Origin of the sequence: Streptomyces carpinensis, from assembly GCF_002154505.1 — a bacterium.
Taxonomy (GTDB): Bacteria; Actinomycetota; Actinomycetes; order Streptomycetales; family Streptomycetaceae; genus Streptomyces; species Streptomyces carpinensis.
In genome coordinates, this window is sequence record NZ_MUBM01000301.1 from 673 (window position 1) to 20,277 (window position 19,605).

Annotated in this window: 19 protein-coding genes and 2 pseudogenes; 9 read left to right on the forward strand and 12 right to left on the reverse strand. The window is 72.0% G+C overall.

Annotation, left to right across the window (positions count from 1 at the left end):
* Positions 1-806: 806 nt before the first annotated feature.
* Entirely contained in the window at positions 807-1,001 is a 195-nt protein-coding gene (locus BZY54_RS35005; protein WP_086729364.1) for a hypothetical protein, read from the reverse strand.
* Between the two features lie 1,132 nt (positions 1,002-2,133).
* On the opposite strand from BZY54_RS35005, the gene BZY54_RS35010 reads away from it, so the two are divergent.
* On the forward strand, positions 2,134-4,902 hold the full coding sequence (locus tag BZY54_RS35010; RefSeq protein ID WP_086729351.1) for a helix-turn-helix transcriptional regulator: 2,769 nt from the start codon (positions 2,134-2,136) through the stop codon (positions 4,900-4,902).
* A gap of 66 nt (positions 4,903-4,968) precedes the next feature.
* Here BZY54_RS35010 and BZY54_RS35015 read toward each other — a convergent pair whose 3' ends face one another.
* Positions 4,969-5,769: an alpha/beta hydrolase gene (locus BZY54_RS35015; RefSeq protein WP_086729352.1), complete on the reverse strand. Its 801-nt coding sequence runs from the start codon at positions 5,767-5,769 to the stop codon at positions 4,969-4,971.
* Positions 5,770-6,088: 319 nt separating this feature from the next.
* Here BZY54_RS35015 and BZY54_RS35020 point away from each other — a divergent pair, with 319 nt between their 5' ends.
* On the forward strand, positions 6,089-6,559 hold the full coding sequence (locus BZY54_RS35020) for an SsgA family sporulation/cell division regulator (RefSeq protein ID WP_167414125.1): 471 nt from the start codon (positions 6,089-6,091) through the stop codon (positions 6,557-6,559).
* 856 nt (positions 6,560-7,415) lie between these two features.
* A complete protein-coding gene (locus tag BZY54_RS35025; RefSeq protein WP_086729353.1) occupies positions 7,416-7,982 on the forward strand; it encodes a hypothetical protein in 567 nt (188 codons plus the stop codon).
* A 101-nt stretch (positions 7,983-8,083) separates the two neighbouring features.
* Here BZY54_RS35025 and BZY54_RS55665 read toward each other — a convergent pair whose 3' ends face one another.
* The 4 genes from BZY54_RS55665 to BZY54_RS35040 all read right to left on the reverse strand — a co-directional run bounded on the left by BZY54_RS55665 (position 8,084) and on the right by BZY54_RS35040 (position 10,497).
* Entirely contained in the window at positions 8,084-8,371 is a 288-nt protein-coding gene (locus BZY54_RS55665) for a GPP34 family phosphoprotein (RefSeq protein ID WP_425276348.1), read from the reverse strand.
* The gene (locus BZY54_RS55670; RefSeq protein WP_425276349.1) at positions 8,368-8,499 is read right to left on the reverse strand and encodes a hypothetical protein; all 132 of its coding nucleotides are present in this window, start codon (positions 8,497-8,499) and stop codon (positions 8,368-8,370) included. The genes BZY54_RS55665 and BZY54_RS55670 overlap by 4 nt, the downstream gene beginning before the upstream one ends.
* Positions 8,496-9,935, reverse strand: coding sequence for a dihydrolipoyl dehydrogenase family protein (locus BZY54_RS35035; protein ID WP_086729354.1), 1,440 nt, complete (start codon positions 9,933-9,935; stop codon positions 8,496-8,498). Before BZY54_RS35035 ends, BZY54_RS55670 begins: the two co-directional genes overlap by 4 nt.
* Positions 9,936-10,050: 115 nt before the next feature.
* Positions 10,051-10,497 carry a VOC family protein gene (locus tag BZY54_RS35040; RefSeq protein WP_086729355.1) on the reverse strand — a complete coding sequence of 149 codons (447 nt, stop codon included), beginning with the start codon at positions 10,495-10,497 and terminating at the stop codon, positions 10,051-10,053.
* Between the two features lie 279 nt (positions 10,498-10,776).
* Here BZY54_RS35040 and BZY54_RS35045 point away from each other — a divergent pair, with 279 nt between their 5' ends.
* Positions 10,777-11,640 carry an SGNH/GDSL hydrolase family protein gene (locus tag BZY54_RS35045; protein ID WP_086729356.1) on the forward strand — a complete coding sequence of 288 codons (864 nt, stop codon included), beginning with the start codon at positions 10,777-10,779 and terminating at the stop codon, positions 11,638-11,640.
* Between the two features lie 403 nt (positions 11,641-12,043).
* Here BZY54_RS35045 and BZY54_RS35055 read toward each other — a convergent pair whose 3' ends face one another.
* The 5 genes and pseudogenes from BZY54_RS35055 to BZY54_RS55675 all read right to left on the reverse strand — a co-directional run.
* Positions 12,044-12,472 carry an organic hydroperoxide resistance protein gene (locus BZY54_RS35055; protein WP_086729358.1) on the reverse strand — a complete coding sequence of 143 codons (429 nt, stop codon included), beginning with the start codon at positions 12,470-12,472 and terminating at the stop codon, positions 12,044-12,046.
* A gap of 433 nt (positions 12,473-12,905) precedes the next feature.
* A complete protein-coding gene (locus BZY54_RS53885; RefSeq protein ID WP_244217489.1) occupies positions 12,906-13,049 on the reverse strand; it encodes a helix-turn-helix domain-containing protein in 144 nt (47 codons plus the stop codon).
* A gap of 89 nt (positions 13,050-13,138) precedes the next feature.
* Positions 13,139-13,561, reverse strand: coding sequence for a hypothetical protein (locus BZY54_RS53890; protein WP_244217490.1), 423 nt, complete (start codon positions 13,559-13,561; stop codon positions 13,139-13,141).
* A 21-nt stretch (positions 13,562-13,582) separates the two neighbouring features.
* Positions 13,583-13,726, reverse strand: a complete 144-nt coding sequence (locus BZY54_RS51835; protein WP_167414124.1) for a hypothetical protein — start codon at positions 13,724-13,726, stop codon at positions 13,583-13,585.
* A gap of 199 nt (positions 13,727-13,925) precedes the next feature.
* Positions 13,926-14,411 (reverse strand): annotated as a pseudogene (locus BZY54_RS55675) (ATP-binding protein); the annotation flags it as partial.
* 553 nt (positions 14,412-14,964) lie between these two features.
* Between BZY54_RS55675 and dhaK the strand changes: the two are divergent.
* From dhaK to BZY54_RS35075, 3 genes are read left to right on the forward strand one after another with little or no spacing between them, the layout of a single operon-like run.
* Positions 14,965-15,957, forward strand: a complete 993-nt coding sequence (dhaK, locus tag BZY54_RS35065) for a dihydroxyacetone kinase subunit DhaK (RefSeq protein ID WP_086729360.1) — start codon at positions 14,965-14,967, stop codon at positions 15,955-15,957.
* A 57-nt stretch (positions 15,958-16,014) separates the two neighbouring features.
* Positions 16,015-16,614 carry a dihydroxyacetone kinase subunit DhaL gene (dhaL, locus tag BZY54_RS35070; protein ID WP_086729361.1) on the forward strand — a complete coding sequence of 200 codons (600 nt, stop codon included), beginning with the start codon at positions 16,015-16,017 and terminating at the stop codon, positions 16,612-16,614.
* A 1-nt stretch (position 16,615) separates the two neighbouring features.
* Complete coding sequence (locus BZY54_RS35075) at positions 16,616-17,026, forward strand: PTS-dependent dihydroxyacetone kinase phosphotransferase subunit DhaM (RefSeq protein WP_086729362.1); 411 nt, start codon at positions 16,616-16,618, stop codon at positions 17,024-17,026.
* A gap of 30 nt (positions 17,027-17,056) precedes the next feature.
* Here BZY54_RS35075 and BZY54_RS35080 read toward each other — a convergent pair whose 3' ends face one another.
* The gene (locus tag BZY54_RS35080) at positions 17,057-17,767 is read right to left on the reverse strand and encodes a glycoside hydrolase family 75 protein (protein ID WP_086729366.1); all 711 of its coding nucleotides are present in this window, start codon (positions 17,765-17,767) and stop codon (positions 17,057-17,059) included.
* Positions 17,768-18,211: 444 nt separating this feature from the next.
* Here BZY54_RS35080 and BZY54_RS35085 point away from each other — a divergent pair, with 444 nt between their 5' ends.
* Both BZY54_RS35085 and BZY54_RS35090 read left to right on the forward strand, forming a co-directional pair.
* The gene (locus tag BZY54_RS35085; protein WP_086729363.1) at positions 18,212-19,270 is read left to right on the forward strand and encodes a fibronectin type III domain-containing protein; all 1,059 of its coding nucleotides are present in this window, start codon (positions 18,212-18,214) and stop codon (positions 19,268-19,270) included.
* 73 nt (positions 19,271-19,343) lie between these two features.
* A pseudogene (locus tag BZY54_RS35090) lies at positions 19,344-19,605 on the forward strand (hypothetical protein); the annotation flags it as partial.

A 19,605-nucleotide genomic window follows, 5' to 3' on the forward strand; every position in this document is an offset into this window, starting at 1 on the left:
CGGGGCTCAGTCGGCGGCCGGCCCCTCGAGGGCCCTGCGAAAGCTGTTCGGCAGGGCCCTCGGGCCAAGCGCACCGGCGTGGGGAGGCGGGCGTACATCCCGCCCCTTCCGGAGCGCGGCTCGGGCTGCTCCAGGAAGCCGAAGACCGAGTGCGACCCGCCGCGGGCGGCCGCGGGCGATCGCCTGGCGCAGCTTGGGGACGTCCTGTCCTCGTCCGACGCTTGGCGAACAGCTCCTCGGCCAGCCGGTCGAGACGGCGGCCCGGGTCGGGACCCCGCCCGGTGTCGAGGCGGTGACGCACGAAGTCGACGAACCATTGCGCGGTCTTCACCAGCGTCTTCGTGTCGACGACCGCGCCGCCTGCCGGCCGGATGACGGACCCGGCGAGGAGCTGGGCCGTCCGGCTCTTCACGGCGCCGGGACGGCAGCCCCGGAAACTGCGCGGTCTCCCGGACACTCAGTTCCCCGAAGTACCGCAGCACCGCGACCGCCCGCTGCCGGGTCGGCAGCCGTCGTACGGCGTGCGAGCGACAGCGCCTGCTCCAGGTCCACTACGAAGAACGGGTCATGAGCACCGGACCCTTCAGGGAACCGCTCGCGCTCATGCGGTGTCCCGTCCCGCCGGCGCTGCCGCCATCACGAAGTGTGTGCTGCCCGGGGCCTTGCGTACACGGGCTTCCGGATTCTCGATGTCGGTGGCGTTGTGACGGCTCCGAGGTTCGTGTTCACGCCGACCCCGCCCCGCGAAGCTCCCGCCATACGGACATCGCATGACCCTTTGCCGGTTCGGCGGTCGGCGCGGGACTCTACAGGCCCAGGTCGAGGGCCAGGCACGAGTAGTACTTCCAGGAGCCTTCGGGGTCGTACGAGCCCTTCACGCCACCCGGGGCGGCCTCGACCTCTTCGGTCATCTGGTCGAAGCGAATGCGCTCGGGAAGCCGGCCGAAGCGTGCGTGACGCAGTTCCGCCGCGGCGGCGTCCGTGGTGAGTTCCTTCTTCATGACCATTCTCCACTTCGTGGATCGCGTCCTGCTCGTCGCCTTGGACGAGCACCAGCATGCCGCCTCTTGCGTCACCAGTCAAGGCGGTGACGCAAGAGAAGGTGCGCCGCTGCGCCGGAGCCCGGGCGGGACATGACAATGACCTCCGGGTCGGAGCACCGTTGCAGCGGCATCCGTCAGCACAGCTCGTATGCCCCGGGGAGGGTCTGCTTGACGGTGTTGCCCTGGCTGTCGGTCGCGCTGATCCGCAGGCCGACGCACGCCCACACAGGGGTAGAGCTGCGGAGCGTCATCCTTGGCCGGCCTGTCCGAGCGGTACGTCCATTCCGTCCTGACCCCCTTGGTCCTGGCCTCGAACCTGGGCGCGAGTACGGTGGGCAACGGCACCACACAGTTTGCGCATGGCTGACTTCGACCGGCCGGTGACGGTCTGCGTCGGCGCCCCGGCGTCTCGGCGTCTCGGCGTCTCGACGGTGCCGGCGTGCACGGCCGCTGCGGGCCGCCTGGCCGCGAAAGACAAGCGTCTCGGCGTCGCGGCCGATCCCCGACCACAGCGTGCGCACCAGGACCTCACCGTCCCGGAACTCCGAGAGCGCGAGCACGTATCTCGCCATGGTTCGGTGAGCGCAGCCAGAAGGCACGGGCGGAGTGACTCATCGCGGTGGTCCTCCTGCCGGATTGGGACCTCGGGCCGACTAGACATGTCTCGACGCAGAAGACACGCACTCGACGCGAGCTGCCGGGTGCCTGCCCGAAGGCCGCGTATGGGGCGAGGAGTCCGTACAACAAGAACCTTTTCGGCCACAGCAGGTGACGGATACCCCCAGGGACATCTACTCTTTTCCGTGAGGTGTGAGGGTTGAACGGTCGGCGGCACAGGGGCCGCCAATCCGCTGTCGAAGGGGACACACCCGGCGTGCGACACATCGACCGGCCGGCCGTACTGTTCGGCAACAGCCGCCGGACGCGCGGTCTTTGGCAACACAGCCCGATCGGGTGGCGAACGGTGGGGTCCGGACACCTCGGCGAGCGGGAACGACGACGTACTCTCGCCGTCACGCCTGGCGATTCGTACGCCCGGATTCGGGGCGTCCGGGCGGGGCTGGTTCAGCGGTGAAGGGAGTGGGGGACTGTGGAGTCGATCGTCGGGACTTTGGTCGGCCGCGAGAGCGAGCAGGAGGTGCTGTCGGCTCTCGTCGCGGACTCCGGGGGGCGGGCTCTCGTTCTGCGGGGGGACACCGGTGTCGGCAAGAGCGCGCTGCTGGACCACGTCGCCGACATCGCGACGGCCGAGAGGCACCGGGTGATCAGGGCGGCCGGAGTGGAGGCCGAGTCGGAACTGCCGTTCGCCGGACTGCACCAGTTCCTGTATCCGCTGCTCACCTACATCGACCGGCTGGACGACGCCCATCGGAAGGTCTTCGACGTCATCTTCGGCAGGGGCGGCGAGAGCGCGCCGCCCTCGGTCATGACCCTCGGCATCGCCGTCCTCGACCTGCTCTCCCTCGCGGCGTCGCAGAAGCCCCTGTTGCTGGTCCTCGACGACGGCCAGTGGTTCGACACCTCCAGCACCGAGGTGTGCGGCTTCGTGGGGCGCCGGCTGACCGGCAGCTCGGTGAAGCTCGTCGTCGGCCTGCGCTGCGACGTGCCCTCCGGCTTCGACACGGCCGCGTTGGCCGCCCTGCCAGTGACAACGCTGTCGGAGAAGGCCTCCGAAGAGCTCCTGGACCTGCACCACCCCGGGCTCGAACCGAATATCCGCCGCCTGGTCCTGGACGAGGCTCAGGGGAACCCGCTGGCGCTGCTGGAACTACCGCCCTTCGTGCGGAGAGGTCGGGCGGAACGCACCCCCGAGGAACTGCTCGGCTACACCGGCATCCCGCTGCCGCAGCGTCTTCAGCACGTGTACGGCGCGCGCATCGAGTCCCTCGGCGGGGCCGTGCGGGCCGAGTTGCTGCGCGGCGCCCTGGACGGCGTCGGAGCCGGAACGGCGGCCGGCCGCACCCGGGGCACGCGCTATCGCCTGAGGGACGCCGACGAGGCCGCGGCCTGCGGTCTGCTGGACATCGACCCGCTCAGCGGCGACTTCGTCTTCCGGCACCCCCTGGTGCGCTCGACGGTGGTCCAGATGGCGACCCCGAACGAGCGGCGCGGGGCGCACGCGGTGCTCGCCGAGGTGCACCGCGACGACGTGGAACGGCGGGCCACGCACCTGGCGGCCTCCACGGTCGACCCGGACGAGGAGGTGGCGGCCGCGCTGGAGAGCGCTGCCGAGTCCGCGACCCGGCGCGGCGGCGCGCTCGCCGCCGTCGCCTGGCTGACCCGGGCCGCGGAGCTCAGCGAGAACCACGAGGACCGCTCCCGCCGGATCGGTGACGCGGCCTTCATCGCCGGACACGCGGGCCTGCTGGACCAGGCGCAGCAACTGGTCCACTCGGACGGCGCGTCCGGAAGGCAGGGGTCCCAGGCCTCGGTGGTCACCTCGGCCTACGTGGCGCTGTACGAGGACGGAGACGTCCGGTCCTCACAGCGCCAGGTGCTGGCGGCGGTCGAGAGCATGCGGGACAGCGGGGCGCGGGAGCCGGACGAGGTGCTCACGCGGCTGGTCAACCTGCTGCTGGCCATCAGCCAGTACGCCGGTGACGAGGCCGGCTGGGAGCAGGTGCACGAGGTCCTGGGCACCCTGGGCGACCTGGTGCCGCCGATCACCCGGATCTATCAGGACGCCTGGGGTGACGTGGTGCGCCGCGGCGCCGGTGTGCACCAGCGGGTGGACCGCGCGTTCGCCGACCTGCGTGACCTGGAGCCGTGGGACGTCAGCCGGCTGGGGGTAGCGGCCTATCACGTGGACACCCTCAGCCGGTACCGGCCGCATCTCCAGCGCATCGTGGACCGCGAGGTGGAGACGGGGGCCATGGTCACCGGCATGACCATGCTGCACCTGATCATGCTCGACCAGATCGCGGTCGGCGAGTGGGACGAGGCCGAGCGCACCGGACAGCGGTGCCTGGAGCTGACGACCTCGCACCGGCACGCGTTGTTCGCTCATCACAGCCGGGCGTATCTCGGTCTGCTCGCCGCCCTGCGCGGCGACGTCGAACACGCCCGCGAACTCCAGGCCATGGTCGACGCCTGGGCCCGCCCCCGCGGCGTGGGCTTCCTCACCCAGATCACCGACACCATCGGCACCACCGCCGCCCTCTCCGAAGGCGACTACGAAGCCGCCTACCTCCACGCCATCGGCATCACGCCCCCCGGCACCTTCACCGCCTATGCCCACCAAGCCCCCCGCACCCTCCTCGACCTAGTCGAAGCCGCGATCCACACCGGCCGCGCCGAACAGGCCCGCGCCCACGCCCTCGCCGCCCAGCAAGCACACCTCCCCGACATCTCACCCCGCCTCGCCCTCATCACCCACGGCGCCCTCGCCATGACCACCACCGACCCCACCGAAGCCGACCACCACTTCCACCGGGCCGAAACCCACCCCGCCGCCACCTATTTCCCCCACGAACTCGCCCGCATCCGACTCGCCCACGGCATCCGGCTCCGCCACACCCAGGGACGGAAGGCCGCCCGGCAGTCACTGACCCTCGCCGCGGAGACGTTCGAGCGACTGGGCGCACGCACCTGGAGCGAACGGGCCCGGGCCGAACTGCGTGCGGCCGGCGCGGCCACCCTCACCTCCTCTGCCCACCTGGCAGCGCTGACCTGGCAGGAACGCCGGATCGCCGACCTCGCGGCGGGCGGCCTGACCAACAAGGAGATAGGCGAGCGGATGCACCTGTCACCGCGCACCGTCAGTTCACACCTCTACCGCGTGTTCCCCAAGCTGGGCATCACCTCGCGCGCCGCCCTGCGCGACGCACTGGGCAAGGCACCGGGCGACCAGAGCGTGTGAGGGCACCGGTCGGCCCCCGGAGGTGTGTCCGACCGTTCCGTGGTCCGCCCGTAGGGCGGTTCCGCCCTACGCCGGGTGGGCGCGCAGGCCGTGTTCGTCCAGCCAGCCGAGCACGTAGTCCGCGACGTATCTCCATCCGCTGTCGATGACCAGGGAGTGGGCGCGGTCGGCGAACTGCTTCAGATCGGTCACGGCCGTGGAGTCGCCGTACTGCTTGTACACCGCGCGCGTGACGGCGTCGGGCACGAGCAGATCCTCCTGGCCGGAGATCAGCAGGAGCGGGCCGCGGACCGCGTTGCCCACGTCCACCACGGCACGCGGGCTGCGCGCCGCGTCCGCGCACCCGAGGTCGGCGAGCAGACGGCCGGGGGTCGGCACGACATAGCGCTCGAAGAGCCAGGCGGCCTCCTCCTCCCCTACGGTGTTCGCGAAGCCTTGGTGGAACTGGGCCGGGGACAGGGAGACCAGTCCGCCCTCGCCGGCGCGGCCGGGAGTCCACAGCGGGGCCGGGGAGGCGGGCAGCGGGACGTCGTTGACCGGAGCGGATGCGATGGCTACCGCTGCCCGCCCGATGTTGGCGCCGATCAGGTGCTGCGCGATCAGACCCCCGACCGAGTGGCCGACGATCACCGGAGCGATGTCGAACGAGCGCACGATATGCGCGTAGTGGTCCGTCAGCACGTCCAGGCCGTTGCCCGCGAACACCTCGGAGGATGACGTGCGTACCTCCCCGGCGACGGCCGCCTCCCCCGGCCATCCCGGTGTGAAGGTCAGAAAACCTCGGCCGGCGAAACGCTCGGCCCACGACTCCCAGGAAAGCGCGTGCAGCCACGCGCCATGGATGAAGACGACGGGAGTACGGTTCACGGCTGGATCCTCCGAGCATGACGACCACCCGGCACCGGCACGCGGGCGACGGTTTCAGGATCGTTCAGGCACACGTCAGGGGCGACAGTCGAATGACTTAATGTTGACCGCCCGCGGCCGGTGAGGGGGGCGGCGCCGCTTCCGAGGCCGCATGGCACAGGCTGCTCCGAGGTGGACCGCGGTCCGCCTGCCGGACATCGGTCCCCCTTTCACCATCGACGGCTGCGACGTTGAACGGTCAAGTCACTTATGTACGATGCCGCCGCGAGGGCGAGAGTAAGTCGGGCCAGCATCCGCCGGAGAGAAGGATCCACTCGTCATGAGCGGCAACCGACCAGAGCTACAGGCCCGCCGGACAGGGCCGTACGACTGCCCTGAGTTGATCTTGGACATCGAGCGTGTGCCGGACGTCTCCGCCCGGCAGCCCATCAGGGCGGAGTTCCGGTTCGAACCGGAGCGTCCCCTGGTCGTGTGCGTGGAGCTCCTCATCGAGGGCGGCCCGCGAGTCATGTGGCGGATCGGCCGCGACCTCCTGCGGCAGGGGCTGTACTCGGTGAGCGGCCTCGGTGACGTCCAGATCTGGCCATCACACCCGGAGGACCGGGCCACCGCACTGCTCCAGCTGGCCTCTCGGGACATGGCGGCCCTGTTCGAACTGCCCGTGCCTCCGCTGGCGGAGTGGCTGGACCACACCTACGAGCTGGTGCCCGCCGGCCACGAGCTCGCCGGGATCGACTGGGACGTCGCCACCGCTGACCTGCTCCAGGGGCCCAGTACGCAGTCCGACTGATCGCGAGAGGCCCTTCCCACGGCCGTCGCGTCGTCGAACCACGCCTGGCCTTGACGCCCGCCCGCCCTGCCGTCCGTCTCCGGGGAGCTGCGGACATGGGGCCTCCGGAGGAGCGCTGCTGCGACATGTGCGTCCAGCCTCCTACCCACATGCTGCCGCAGACAGGTGTGAGCGTGGCGAAGGCAGTCGTACGCCGGCCGTGCCCGCTCATGGCGCAGGCCCGGCTTCGGGCGAGGACACGGCGGGGCCCGGCCGAGGAGCGCCGGTGCAGCACGAGCGTGACGTCGCCCCGGCGACCGCCGGCCCGGGCCACGGCGGACGCCTCCGGAAGAGCCGTTCGAAGCCCCGGCAAGCCGATGGGTGCCCGGGGCGTCTGACAGGTATCCGACCGAACGCCGGCAGACCCTCCGGCCCACCTCCGCACCCCCGGGGAGGAAGGTGTGTTCGTCCGTATGCCGTCCGGCGCTCAGGTAGGTTTGCGGGGCGGATCCCCGTCCACGGTCTCGGCGACCGCGCCCGGTCCCGCCCGGCCGGCGCGCGCGCACGAACGCCCAAGTGGGACCAGGTGCCGGAGCGGCACTCCGCCATCACACGCAGCGGTCCGACAAGGCGCAGACCAGACGGTTCGCCGACACACTTACCGGGCAGTGTGTTCGGAGGGAACCCCGTGCGGGCGACGTCGTCGGAGCTCGGAAGGTTGAAGAAGACCCAGTGCACCCTGCATGCGCAGGCACATCAGCGCCTATCGTGAACAGTGAACATGCCCGACGAACCGTCCGGCGTCGACACCTATCCGCACGGGACCCTCGGCGTGGGACCATGCGCAGCGTCATCCATATCAAGGGAGTGAACGGTTGTGACCAGCCAGTCAGCCGCCACGCTCCGATCGCGGTACGTCAAACAAGCCGCGTCGGACCTGGAGGAGAACCGCCGCCGACAGCAGGAGCTGGCGGAGAGGCTCACGGTGCTGAAGCAGGAGGAAGCCCTCCTGGTGGACATCCTGAGCCTTGCCGAGCGGTATGAGGGCTTCGCCGACCCGTCACGTCTGCCCGAGCAGTTGCAGGAAGAGCCCGTCGTCGCGAAGGCGAAGCGGACCCCCGCCGGAGCCGCGGCGCGGCGCCCGGCACCGGCCAGGACCGCTCCGGCGGGCGGCACGGCGAAGACCGGCGCGAAGGGGAAGTCGCGCCGCCCTCTGCTCGGTGACCTCCTGGCGGATCTGCTCGGCAACCACGAGAAGCCGTGCCCGGCCAAGGAGTTGCGGGCCGAGCTCATGGCGCAGTACCCGGACCGCAACCCCACGCCGCAGGTGGTGCGGAACACCCTCGAATCCCTGGTCGCCAAGGGACGCATCCGGCGACACAAGCAGCAGCGTGCCGTCATGTACACCCTGGTGAAGCCGGGCACGGCCAACAACGCCACCTGACACCTCCGCTCGTCCCACGGGCGGTGGTCCCCGGGCCGGACACCTGAGGCCCTGCGGCGCGGGCAGGCCACGAGGGACGGGAGACGTCTGCGAGTACAGGCTCACAGGAGGCTAAGGCGTTCCTCCGCGCGGTGGCGCTCCGGCGAGCCGCCCGGTCCGGTCCGCGCGAACAGCCCCCGCAGCCGGTGTCCTTGGGGATGGCCGAGGAGCCCGGTCCGGTCCAGGTCAGCGACATGGACCGTGGTCAACTCGCTGCCGCGCCGCCACAGCCAGTCCTCGACCGTCTCGTGCGGCTCCCGCCGGAGGAGCGCGGCGGCCGCTTGGTCCAGCGGACGGTCGCCCGTCGCCGTCCTCGGGCCGGGCACCGTGCGGTCACCGTCCAGGGTCAACGCGCCCCGCTCTTGAGGAGATCGACAGCCTCGGCCCCCGCGAGCGCGAGGGAGAGGCCGCCCCGCTCCACGGCCCGGTCGGACGGCAGGCTCAGGGCGACGAGCGCGAGGTCCCGTGCGGTGGTCATGAGTCCCGCCTCGTCTCCAGCAGGCGCAGCCACACCTCGCTGATGGTGGGGAAGGCGGGTACGGCGTGCCACAGACGCTCGACGGGCACCTCCCCGGTGATGGCGACCGTGGCCGAGTACAGCAGTTCACCCACGCCCGGTCCGACGAAGGTGGCCCCGACGACGACCTGACGATCCCGGTCGACGAGGATCCGGGCCCTGCCACGATAGTCGGGACGGTACTGGACGGCGCCGGCAAGGTGACCGATGTCGTAGTCGACGACGTCGACGGCGCGGCCGGTACGCTCGGCCTCGCGGACGGTCAGGCCCACGGAGGCGACCTCGGGATCGGTGAAGACGACAGCCGGTACGGCCTCGAGGTCGGCCGTACTGCTGTGCGGGCTCCAACGGCCGGTGCCTGGTTCCTCGCCCCGGGCCCGGGCAGCGATCACGGCACCGGCGACGCGGGCCTGGTACTTGCCCTGGTGGGTGAAGAGCGCCCGGCGGTTGACGTCGCCGACCGCGTACAGCCAGCTCCCGGGGACGGCGGTGACGGTCAGACTGTCGTCGGTGGCGAGCCAGTCGCCCGGGGTCAGCCCCACGGCACCGAGCCCTATGTCCTCCGAGCGCGGGGCGCGGCCGGTGGCGAACAGGACCTCGTCGGCGGCGAGTTCACCTCCGTCCGACAGCGTGATCCGGACCTCGCCGTCGCCCACCCGCGCGGCTGTGACGACCGAGATGCCGAACCGTACGTCCGCTCCGGCTTCCCGCAGCCGCTCGGTGACCAGCTCCCCCGCGAAGGGCTCCATGCGGGGCAACAGCCCTTCCCCACGGGCGAGCAGGGTGACCCGGCTACCCCGGGCCTGCCAGGCGGTGGCCATCTCGGCACCCACCACACCGTCGCCGACGATCGCGAGGCGCCGCGGCGGCCGCCGGGCGCTGGTCGCCTCCCGGCTGGTCCAGGGCCGCAGGGTCTCGATCCCGGACAGCGGGGGCAGGGCCGCGCGGCTTCCGGTGCAGACGACGACGGCGTGCCGGGCCCGCAGGCGGACGGTGTCGCCGTCGGCGGTTTCCACCGACACCTCGCGTTCCCCCGCCAGGCGCCCGTGGCCGCGCAGGAAGTCGATGCCGGCCGACTTGATCCACTCGACCTGGCCGTCGTCCTGCCAGTCCGCCGACATGCGATCGCGGTGCGCAAGGACGGCCTCGGTGTCCAGTGGGTTCTTCACGGCGGGGTCGAGACCCGGAACCTGCAGGGCGTCGGCGCGGAGCAGAGCGGGGCGCAGCAGTGCCTTGCTGGGTTCGCAGGCCCAGTACGAGCACTCGCCGCCGGCCAGTTCGCTCTCCACGACGACGGTGCTCAGGCCGGCGGCGGCGGTGCGGTCCGCGACGTTCTCGCCGACCGGCCCCGCGCCGATCACGATGACGTCGTAGGAGCGGATGTTCTCGGTCGTCATGTGTCCTCCGGTGGGACGGATGCCGGTCGGATGAATGCCGGTTCGGGTAGGTGACAGGGCTTGTGGATCGAAGGTCGCGGCGCGGTGGGGAGGTCGGCTGCGCCGCGACCGGGACTCAGCGGCCGGCCGCGCGCTCGGTGACCTCCTGGAGGAACCACTCGTTGCCGTCGGGGTCCGCGAAGGCGGCGAAGGTGCCGTAGCTGGCCCGCTCGGGGTGCAGGCCGGGCACCCGGTGCGCGTCACCGGCGTGGTGGAAGGCGCCGGTCTCGTCGCGGAACGGGCCGGAGACCCGCACACCGCGAGAGGCCAGCTCCTCCTGGGCCTTGACGATGTCGGTGACGGTCAGCTGCAGGCCGTGGAGCGTGCCCGCGGCCTGCTCGGTGAGGCCCTCCCCGAAGATGATCGAGCACTCGGAGCCGGGCGGGGTCACCTGGACGATCCGGTAACCGTCGTCGATCGGGAAGTCCGCGTCGAGGCGCCAGCCGAGCTGCTCCACATAGAAGCCTTTGGCGCGGTCCACGTCGGACACGGGCAGAATGACGACTTCGAGCTTCATGTCCATGGTTGTGATCTCGCTTTCATGGTTCGGGGTCTGGGGTGGGCCGGCCGACGGTCCCACCCATGGCGTTTCCTCACTGGTCGGCCGGTGCGGCATCCCGCACGAGTCATCTGACGCCCGTCCCGGCATCGTTGACCGACTTGTTACCGGCAATCTGGCGGCGTCCGGATACGTGTGAGTGATTGGATGGCCGCCTCAGCCATGTGTGCGCGCATGGTGCGACGGAAGGACACAACCTTGAGGAAACTCTTTCCCACCTCCCGCGCGAGACGCGCGCTCACGGTGGGTGCCGCACTGCTCTCCGCCGGAGCGGCCCTCGCCCCGGCCGGAACGGCTGCGGCGAGCACGGCCACGGAGGGCCGGCACAAGGTGGACTACGTCGCCCTCGGCGACTCGTACGCCTCCGCTCCGCTCGTGCCCACACAGGTCGACGCGACCTGCCTACGCTCCGACCGGAACTACCCCTCGCTGGTGGCGCGGTCGCGGGCCGCGACGCTGACGGACGTCAGCTGCTCGGGTGCCACCACCGCCGACATGACGGCCGCCCAGGACGGCGTGCCGCCGCAGTTGGACGCGCTCGACCGGGGAACTGACCTGGTGACCGTCACCATCGGCGGCAACGACATCGGCTTCTCGACCGTGCTGGGCACCTGTGTGCAACTCATGTCCAGCGATCCGGCGGGCGCCCCGTGCCGTTCCCGCTTCGCGGGCGGCGGCACGGACCAGATCTCGGACGCGATCGCCCAGACCGGGCCGAAGGTCGCGCGGGTGCTGCGCGACATCCACCGCCGCGCGCCGCACGCCCGTGTCGTGGTGGTCGGCTACCCGGACCTCTTCCCCGAGGACGGAGTGGGTTGTACCAGCAAGTCCGTGCCGCTGGCCGCGAGGGACTTCGCCTGGCTCCGCGACAAGGAGAAGGAGCTCAACGCGATGCTCGTCCGCCAGGCACGGCACGGCCGGGCGCAGTACGTGAACACGTACACGCCGACCGTCGGGCACGACCTCTGCCGGCCGGCGGGCGAGCGGTGGATCGAGACCTTCGCCCCCGAGACACCGGCGGCGCCGGTGCACCCCAACGCCGCGGGCGAGGGCGCGATGGCAACCGCCGTCGAGACCGCGCTCACGCGTCCCATGGGGCACCGCTGACGTTCCGACCCGTCGGTGTCCCGGGCCCGGCACGGCACGATCCGGTGCCGGGCCGGGCCTTCCGTACCGCGGTCTCCGCCCCGTGTCCACCGTCAGAGAAAGCTGGATGCCGACGGTCCGTACCCCGACAGCACCACGCTCTGCGCCCAGTTCCACACCTGCGGGTCGGCGGGCCACCGATGCTCTTCGGAGTGTGCCGCGTCCCGGAGCGGCCGTTCGCCGGAGACTGCGGCGACACGGCCGGGGGCGGAACGACGGTGCTCGGCATTCCATACGTGTGTGTGCGTCATCGAGGCCATGTCCTGCCCTCGCTCTCCGGTCGGTGGTGTGGGTGCGGCTGAGGGAAGCGGGTCCCGTGCAGGGTGGAAGGGTGCACGGGACCCGCGGTCGAGGGAGAAAGGCGTCAGGCGGCCGCGCCGGCGTTGATCGTGACGGGGATGTTGTCACGCGTCGCCTTGGAGTACGGGCAGATCTGGTGGGCGGCGTTCGCGAGTTCCCGGGCGGTGGTCCGATCCACACCGCCGAGGACCGGACTGAGAACCGCGGAGAGGGAGAACTCGCCGTCGTCGCCGTGGGTGAGGGTGATCTCGGCCGTGATGGTTGTGCTGGTCAGCCGGATCTTGCGCTGGGTGGCGGCACGGCGGAGGGCGCCGAGGAAACAGGCGGCCCAGCCGGCGGCGAGGAGCTGCTCGGGGTTGGTCGCGGTACCGGCGCCGCCGAGCTCCTTCGGGAGAGCGAGGCTGGTCTCCAGCAGGCCGTCGGAGGAGCGGACGTGACCGCCGTTCCGGCCCTCTCCGTCGACGTCGACAACGGCGGTGTAGCTGACTGCCATGACTGGTGCTCCCCGTCTGGGTCGAATGGTTCGGTGACCTCCCGACCGGGACACTTTCATGTCACCGGTTGAGGCGGTGACGCAATCATGGCAGCGCTCAGCGTCACCCGTCAAGGCGGTGATTGCTGTCGCGCGACTCACCTCAACGACATGTGTGAGTGATCTCAGGGCACACTCGTGCGACAGCCGCCGTACGGCGAGGGCCCCTTACGGCAGAGTGGCCCTCCCGGCGGCTGTGCGGTGCGGGCACCAGCGGCAGGGGCGGGGACATCGCGGTCGGAGCCGCGCTCGAACGCCGCTCCCTAGACAGCTCGTCGACCGCTCCGGGTCGGTCGGCGTGGAAGTGGTGGGGACCCGGTCGAGGCCGTCCGCGCCCAGGCGGCCTCGTCGCGCCCGCGAGCGCCTTCTTTCGTGCCGCGCGACGGCGGTGGATCTACTCGTCGCCCACCGGCGGTCGCGGCCGCTCGCCGGCGAGCCCCAACTCCACGAGTCTGATCGCGAGCGCGGTCCTCGAGGTCACGCGCAGTTTGCGCATCGCCGACTTCACCTGGCTGCCCACGGTCTGCGTGGACGCCACCAGGACCTAGGTGATCTGACGGTTCGTCCGGCCGCCGACCAGCAGGCGGGCGACCTCCAGTTCGCGTGGGGAGAGCCGGTCGCAGTAGCTCAGCCGTCCACGGCCCCGGGATCTGCTCGGCGTCCCGCCCACGCTCGTGCAGGAACCGCGCCACCCGGTCGGCGCCGGCGCGGGCGCCGAGGTCCGACAACTGCCGTGCGACGTGCCAGGAGAGGCAGGCCGGTCTCGGGGCCGCCGTCGGCGAGCAGACAGCGGGCCTGGCGCTCGCGGGCGAGCAGGACGTCGTACGGGCGTGGCAGGCACTGCCACGCGCCGGCCGCCTCGGCGAACAGCGCCGCGGCGTCGGCGAGACGGCCCTGGGCCTCGGCCAGGATCGCGCGGCACAGCACCACGGACGCCTGCGGCGCCGGGGCCTGCCTGCCGCCCAGCGCCCGTTCGAAGCGGACCGTCCGCGTGTCGGGGTGGAGCCGTCCGACGCGTTCCAGCATGGCGTCGCGGATCGTGGGCGGCACCTCGACGCGGTCCAGGCGGCGTCACGCCCGCCCTCCGTCCCGACGGATCAGGTCGGCGCGGTCGTGCATCAGTCGCACGGACTCCTCCACCGCCAGCGGTACGCCTTCCGTCTTGGCGTGCAGGAAGGCCGCGAACTCGGTGGACACATGCTCGTCCGCGAGCATGGTCGGAGACGACCGCGGCGGTCTCGCCGGCGTCGAGCGGCTTCAGTGTGAGCCTGACCAGGTGCGCGTCGGCCGGAAGCCGGGAGGACAGTCGCAGCAGCAGCGAGTCGGGCGACACCTCCTCCCGCCGGTACGTGACCACCAGGCTCACCGGCTGGGGCCGGCGGGAGACCGGGAACAGCAGGAACTCCACTGTCGCCTCGTCCGCCCAGTGCACGTCCTCGAGCACCAGTACCGCCACGTCGAGTCGGCCGAGGACCTCGACGAAGGCGCGGAAGAGCCGGTGCCGGGCCGCGGTCGCGTCCTCCAGCGGCTCCGGCGCCGGCGGCAGATGTGCCGCCCACTCCGGGAACAACGGCCGCAACGCACCGCCCAGACCGCTGAGGCGCAGCCCGGCCACGCCGGCGACGCCGTCCCGCACCGCGTCGACGACCGCGCCGAGGGCGTACGGCACGCGCAACTCCGGGCAGGTCCCGACCAGCGGCCGGCGCCCGCGCTCGGCCTGGGACGCGAGGAGCTCCCGTAGCAACCGGGTCTTGGCGATGCCCGCCTCACCGTCGATCAGGACGACGGCCGACTGTCCGAGTGCCGCTTCGAGCGCGGCGACCTCACGGTCCCGTCCGACGAACCGCGACGCGGAAAGCGCTGGCAGTCGACCGGTATCGGTGTTGACCCGTGCCGCCACCGCCTGCCCCCTCAGTCGATCACCGCTGGGCCAGTGCTGACCTTAGCCGCGCACAGGACTTCGGTCAGTGGCTCGGCTCGCATGCCGGAACGGACGTCGGGTTGCTCGGGTCCGCTCGACGCGGCGGATGTCGCGAGCCCGCCGCTGCGTGGAGGCGCGGCCTGGGCTCCTGCCGGCGGTCGAAGGCCGGGGAGGGCGGCAGCCGCGGGTCGCCGCCTTCTTCGTCGGTGTCGGAACATGGGACTGCCGGGCGCTGACCAGGGTGGTCCGGCGACACCGCCGTACACATCGATGCCGATCCACGCCACCAGCGCACGTGACCTTCTCCGCCGCAAGGTCGATACTGCCTCCAGCACGTACCCAGCGATCGCACGTCAGTCCGGCCACGATTGACTGACATATCGTCACCACGTCGGTGCCGCGTCGGCATCAGCACCGCCGCGACCCGTTTCCGACCGCCACCGACCGCCGAGATCGAAAACTGAAGAAATAGCCTCTGGCCAGCTAAAATGGACGCCGGAGGGCCACCTGTCAAGCTCCCTTGGAGGTACCCATGAGGATGCTCATCAACGTCCCCGAGACCGTCGTCGCGGACGCGCTGCGCGGTATGGCGGCCGCTCATCCCGAGCTGACGGTGGACGTCGAGAACCGGGTGATCGTACGGCGGGACGCACCCGTGGCCGGGAAGGTCGCCCTGGTGTCCGGTGGCGGGTCGGGGCACGAGCCACTGCACGGCGGATTCGTGGGTCCCGGGATGCTGTCGGCGGCCTGTCCCGGAGAGGTCTTCACCTCCCCGGTGCCCGACCAGATGCTGCGGGCCGCGGCGGCGGTGGACAGCGGGGCGGGCGTGCTCTTCATCGTGAAGAACTACACCGGTGACGTGCTCAACTTCGACATGGCGGCCGAACTGGCCGAGGACGAGGGCATCCAGGTCGCGAAGGTGCTGGTCAACGACGACGTGGCGGTGACCGACAGCCTCTACACGGCCGGGCGGCGCGGCACCGGCGCCACCCTGTTCGTGGAGAAGATCGCGGGCGCGGCGGCCGACGAGGGCCAGCCGCTGGAGCGGGTGGAGTCGATCGCACGGCAGGTCAACGAGAACTCCCGCAGCTTCGGTGTGGCGCTCAGCGCCTGCACGACCCCGGCCAAGGGCAGTCCCACCTTCGACCTGCCGGCCGGCGAGCTGGAGCTGGGCATCGGCATTCATGGCGAGCCGGGCCGGGAACGGCGGCCGATGATGACCTCGGGCGAGATCGCCGACTTCGCGGTCAGCGCGATCCTGGACGACATGAACCCGACGAATCCGGTGCTGCTGCTGGTCAACGGCATGGGCGCCACCCCGCTGCTGGAGCTGTACGGCTTCAACGCGGAGGTGCACCGCATCCTCGCCGAGCGCGGGGTGGCGGTCGCCCGCACGCTGGTCGGCGACTACGTGACGTCCCTCGACATGGCGGGCGCCTCGGTCACCCTGTGCCAGATCGACGAGGAGCTGTTGCGGCTGTGGGACGCACCGGTGAACACGCCCGGCCTGCGCTGGGGCGTGTGACCCCAGGCGACCGCGCCCCGACCCCGCCCACCACGCCAGCCACGCAAGGGAGTTCCAGTGCTCGACGCCGACTTCTTCCGCCGTTGGATGACGGCGACCGCCGCGTCCGTCGACCGAGAGGCGGAACGGCTCACCGCCCTCGACTCGCCCATCGGGGACGCCGACCACGGCAGCAATCTGCAGCGCGGGTTCACGGCCGTGCGGGTCTCGCTCGAGAAGGAGGCCCCGAACACGCCGGGCGCCATCCTGACCCTCGCCGGGCGCCGGCTGATCTCGACGGTCGGCGGGGCTTCCGGCCCGCTGTACGGGACGCTGCTGCGCCGGACCGGGAAGGCGCTCGGGGATGCCTCGGAGGTGAGCGAGGAGCAGCTCGCCGAGGCCCTGCGGGCCGGCGTTGAGGGGGTGATGACGCTGGGCGGCGCGGCGCCGGGCGACAAGACCATGGTCGACGCGCTGGTTCCGGCCGTGGACGCGCTCGGTGACGGCTTCGCGGCGGCGCGCGGAGCCGCCGAGCAGGGGGCCGAGGCGACCACGCCGTTGCAGGCCCGCAAGGGCAGGGCGAGCTACCTGGGCGAGCGCAGCATCGGCCACCAGGACCCGGGGGCCACGTCGTCCGCGCTGCTGATCGCGGCGCTGGCCGAGGCGGCGGAGGGCTGACATGAGCGACGACAAGCTGGTCGGGATCGTGCTGGTGTCGCACAGCGCGGAGGTGGCCGCGTCGGTGGCCGAGCTGGCGAAGGAGCTGGCGGGCGGGGCCGTGGCGGTGCCGGTGGCCCCCGCGGGCGGCAGAGAGGGCGGCGGGATCGGTACCAGTGCGGAGCTGGTCTCCGCCGCGGCCGCCTCCGTGGACCGGGGTGCCGGGGTCGCCGTGCTCACGGACCTCGGCAGTGCGGTGCTCACCGTCAAGGCGCTGCTGGCCGAGGGCGACGAACTGCCGGACGGCACCCGCCTGCTGGACGCACCGTTCGTCGAGGGTGCGGTCGCCGCGGTCGTCACGGCGGCCACGGGAGCCGACCTGGACGCGGTGGAGGCGGCGGCCGCGGAGGCATACACCTACCGGAAGGTGTGAGCCGGCCGGGCCCGTGCCCGGTCGTCCGGGTCACGGGCCCTCGTCGGCCACGAGCTGCCGGGCCAGGCGCTCGCCCTCCGCCACGGCCGCGGCGTGGCTCTCGATGGGGGCCACCCGGGAGTGCTCGAAGACGATGTACGTCACGCCGATGCGCGTACCGCCGACGCTCGGGTCGGCGGGGATGCCGAGGCGCCGGGCGGTGGCGTAGGAGGCCTCGCCGATGATGTCCCGTGGGCCGGTGTCCCCGACGACCGCGTACTGCACCCGGCCCCGGTAGACGACGGCCGCGACCGAGCCGCCGCCCAGCCCCTGGGCGCGGTGGTTCCAGATGCGGCTGGGGGTGGGCAGCACGATGTAGGGCAGGCGCTCGGCGTTCAGGCGACTGCCGTCGGACTGCTCATAGGCCGAGGCGGGGGAGAATCCCGGGTCGGTGCGGCGGTTGCAGCGGCGGGTGGGCCGACCGTCGCAGTCGATGTCCATGTCGGCCTTCCAGAAGACGGCTCCGCGCAGCCCGCAGACCTCGATGGTGGCGGGCTTGCCCGCGTCGGGGCGGTAGCGGCCGCGGGAGACCGGCGCGCAGCCGCGCGCCTTGGCCAGCAGGTCGGCGGCGCGGACGTCGCTCTCGCGCCGTGCCGCCGGCTCCTCACGAGGACGGTGGGGCACGGGGGCGGCGGCGGGCAGTGTCGTAGGAGCGAGCAGGGCGGCGCTCGCCGCGACGAGCGTCAGCGACCGGACACGCACGATGAGGAACCCTCTCGTCGGGGACATGACGGTCATTCACCCAAAATGGTCTGAATTCGATCGTGCGCTTACGGTAGGGGACCGAACGACGCATCGCCCGCAGCACTTGCCGGGCGACCGAGGGCCAAAAGCCGCACCGGCCCGGCCCCCGGTCGCCCGCAACGGCGCGGCATCAGCGACGACAGCGGTCCGCGCCACGGCACGAACTCCGCTTGCACATCGGGCAGTTCGACCGGGATAGGGTCTCAGCATACGCAACTGCCCCGGAGCGGCGGCAACGACGGCCCTCTTGATGCCGCCCGACCCAGGCGGCATATTGGTCCGGACCATTGACCGAGCGGTGTCCGGGCCGTCCGCACCGCAGTCGAGGCGGAGGCAGACCTCGTGCGACGCGTTCCCTACGCCGTTTCCCGCCATGGCCGCGTTCCCAGGCGTGTCGTCGCCGTGTTCGGTGCGCTGGCGCTGCTCGCGGCCTGCGGCCGGAGCGCCGCGGACGACGGGGAGGGCGGCGCCCCCGGCCCGCCGACCGGGGTGACCGCCGCGGCCGGCAGCGCGACCAGCGTGCACGTCATGTGGAACGCGGTCTCCTCCACATCGGGCATCAGCGCCTACCAGGTGTATCGCGGCACCACGAAGGTCAAGGACGTACCGGCGTCCGAGCACATGGTGGACGTCACCCGGCTCAGCCCCGCGACGGCCTACGTCTTCACCGTGCGGGCGCGGGACACCCGGGGCCGGCTGGGGCCGCGCAGCCGGGAGGTGCGGGCGACGACGCCCGCCGCCGCCGCGGCGGACCACTCGGCCCCGACCCGCCCGCTCTCCCCGCACGGCCGGGTGGTGGGCAGCCGGGCCGTGCAACTGTCCTGGACCGCCTCGAGGGACGACCGGGGGGTGGTGTCCTACGACGTCTACCAGGGCACCACGAAGATCCACAGCGTGGGCGGGAGCCAGACGGCGACCGTGGTGACGGGACTGCGGCCGGGGACCCGCTACTCCTTCACCGTCCGGGCCCGCGACGCCGCCGACAACCTCTCCCCCGCGAGCGCCCCCGTGGGGCTCACCACCGCGCCGGGCTCCGACGACGGCCGGGGCACCGCGCCCACCTCCTTCCGCGCCGCGACACACCGCACGGACGGCGCGTACTACCTCGATCTGGACTGGGTTCCGCCGCGCACGGACGGTGTGGTGACGGAGTATCAGATCGAGCTGGACGGGCGCCCGGCCACCTCTCTCGTCTGGGGCGGCACCGCACCGCGCGAGAAGGCGTCGTACAGCTTCTACCTGGGCCGGGACGCCGGGATCAGCCACCGGGTACGCATCCGGGCCAAGCTCCCCGACGGCACCTGGGGCGGCTTCTCGGCCGCCCGGACGGTGACCACCGGGCAGAGCGGGTCCTGGAAAGACCGTCCCGCTCACTCGTTCGGCCGTTCGGTCGTTCGACTGTCGCCCGAGCGGGTGGAACGCGCGTGTGATGGCCGTCCGCGGGGGATGGCCTGCCTCTGAGGCAGCACGGGCCACTCCCTATCTCCGACGGCACCTGGAACGGTCCGCCGACCGTGCCGCCGGAGGACAGTCCATGCGCACTCAGCCCTTCCTGCGCCCCGGCCCGGTCGCCGCGGCCGCCGCCCTCATGCTCGGGCCCGCCGCCGGACCGGCCGCCGCCGGGCCCGGGATCTCCGTGAGCACCAGGGGCTCCACGGTGTCGGTGACCACCAGCGCGTGCACCCGGGTCGACGGCGGCTGGGGCACGGCCACGTTGCTCGGCAGCGGCCAGACCCGCCTCGCCCAGGGGAGCCGGGCGGCGCTCGCGGGCACGACCGCCGACCAGTCGGCGGCCT

Bases quoted from the DNA above. Each gene is read 5' to 3' on its own strand.
- BZY54_RS35005 (WP_086729364.1), bottom strand. From the start codon at position 1,001: ATGAAGAAGGAACTCACCACGGACGCCGCCGCGGCGGAACTGCGTCAC.
- BZY54_RS35020 (WP_167414125.1), top strand. From the start codon at position 6,089: ATGAGCGGCAACCGACCAGAGCTACAGGCCCGCCGGACAGGGCCGTAC.
- BZY54_RS55670 (WP_425276349.1), bottom strand. From the start codon at position 8,499: ATGACCACCGCACGGGACCTCGCGCTCGTCGCCCTGAGCCTGCCGTCC.
- BZY54_RS35035 (WP_086729354.1), bottom strand. From the start codon at position 9,935: ATGACGACCGAGAACATCCGCTCCTACGACGTCATCGTGATCGGCGCG.
- BZY54_RS35040 (WP_086729355.1), bottom strand. From the start codon at position 10,497: ATGGACATGAAGCTCGAAGTCGTCATTCTGCCCGTGTCCGACGTGGAC.
- BZY54_RS35055 (WP_086729358.1), bottom strand. From the start codon at position 12,472: ATGGCAGTCAGCTACACCGCCGTTGTCGACGTCGACGGAGAGGGCCGG.
- BZY54_RS51835 (WP_167414124.1), bottom strand. From the start codon at position 13,726: ATGCTCGCGGACGAGCATGTGTCCACCGAGTTCGCGGCCTTCCTGCAC.
- dhaK (WP_086729360.1), top strand. From the start codon at position 14,965: ATGAGGATGCTCATCAACGTCCCCGAGACCGTCGTCGCGGACGCGCTG.
- BZY54_RS35075 (WP_086729362.1), top strand. From the start codon at position 16,616: ATGAGCGACGACAAGCTGGTCGGGATCGTGCTGGTGTCGCACAGCGCG.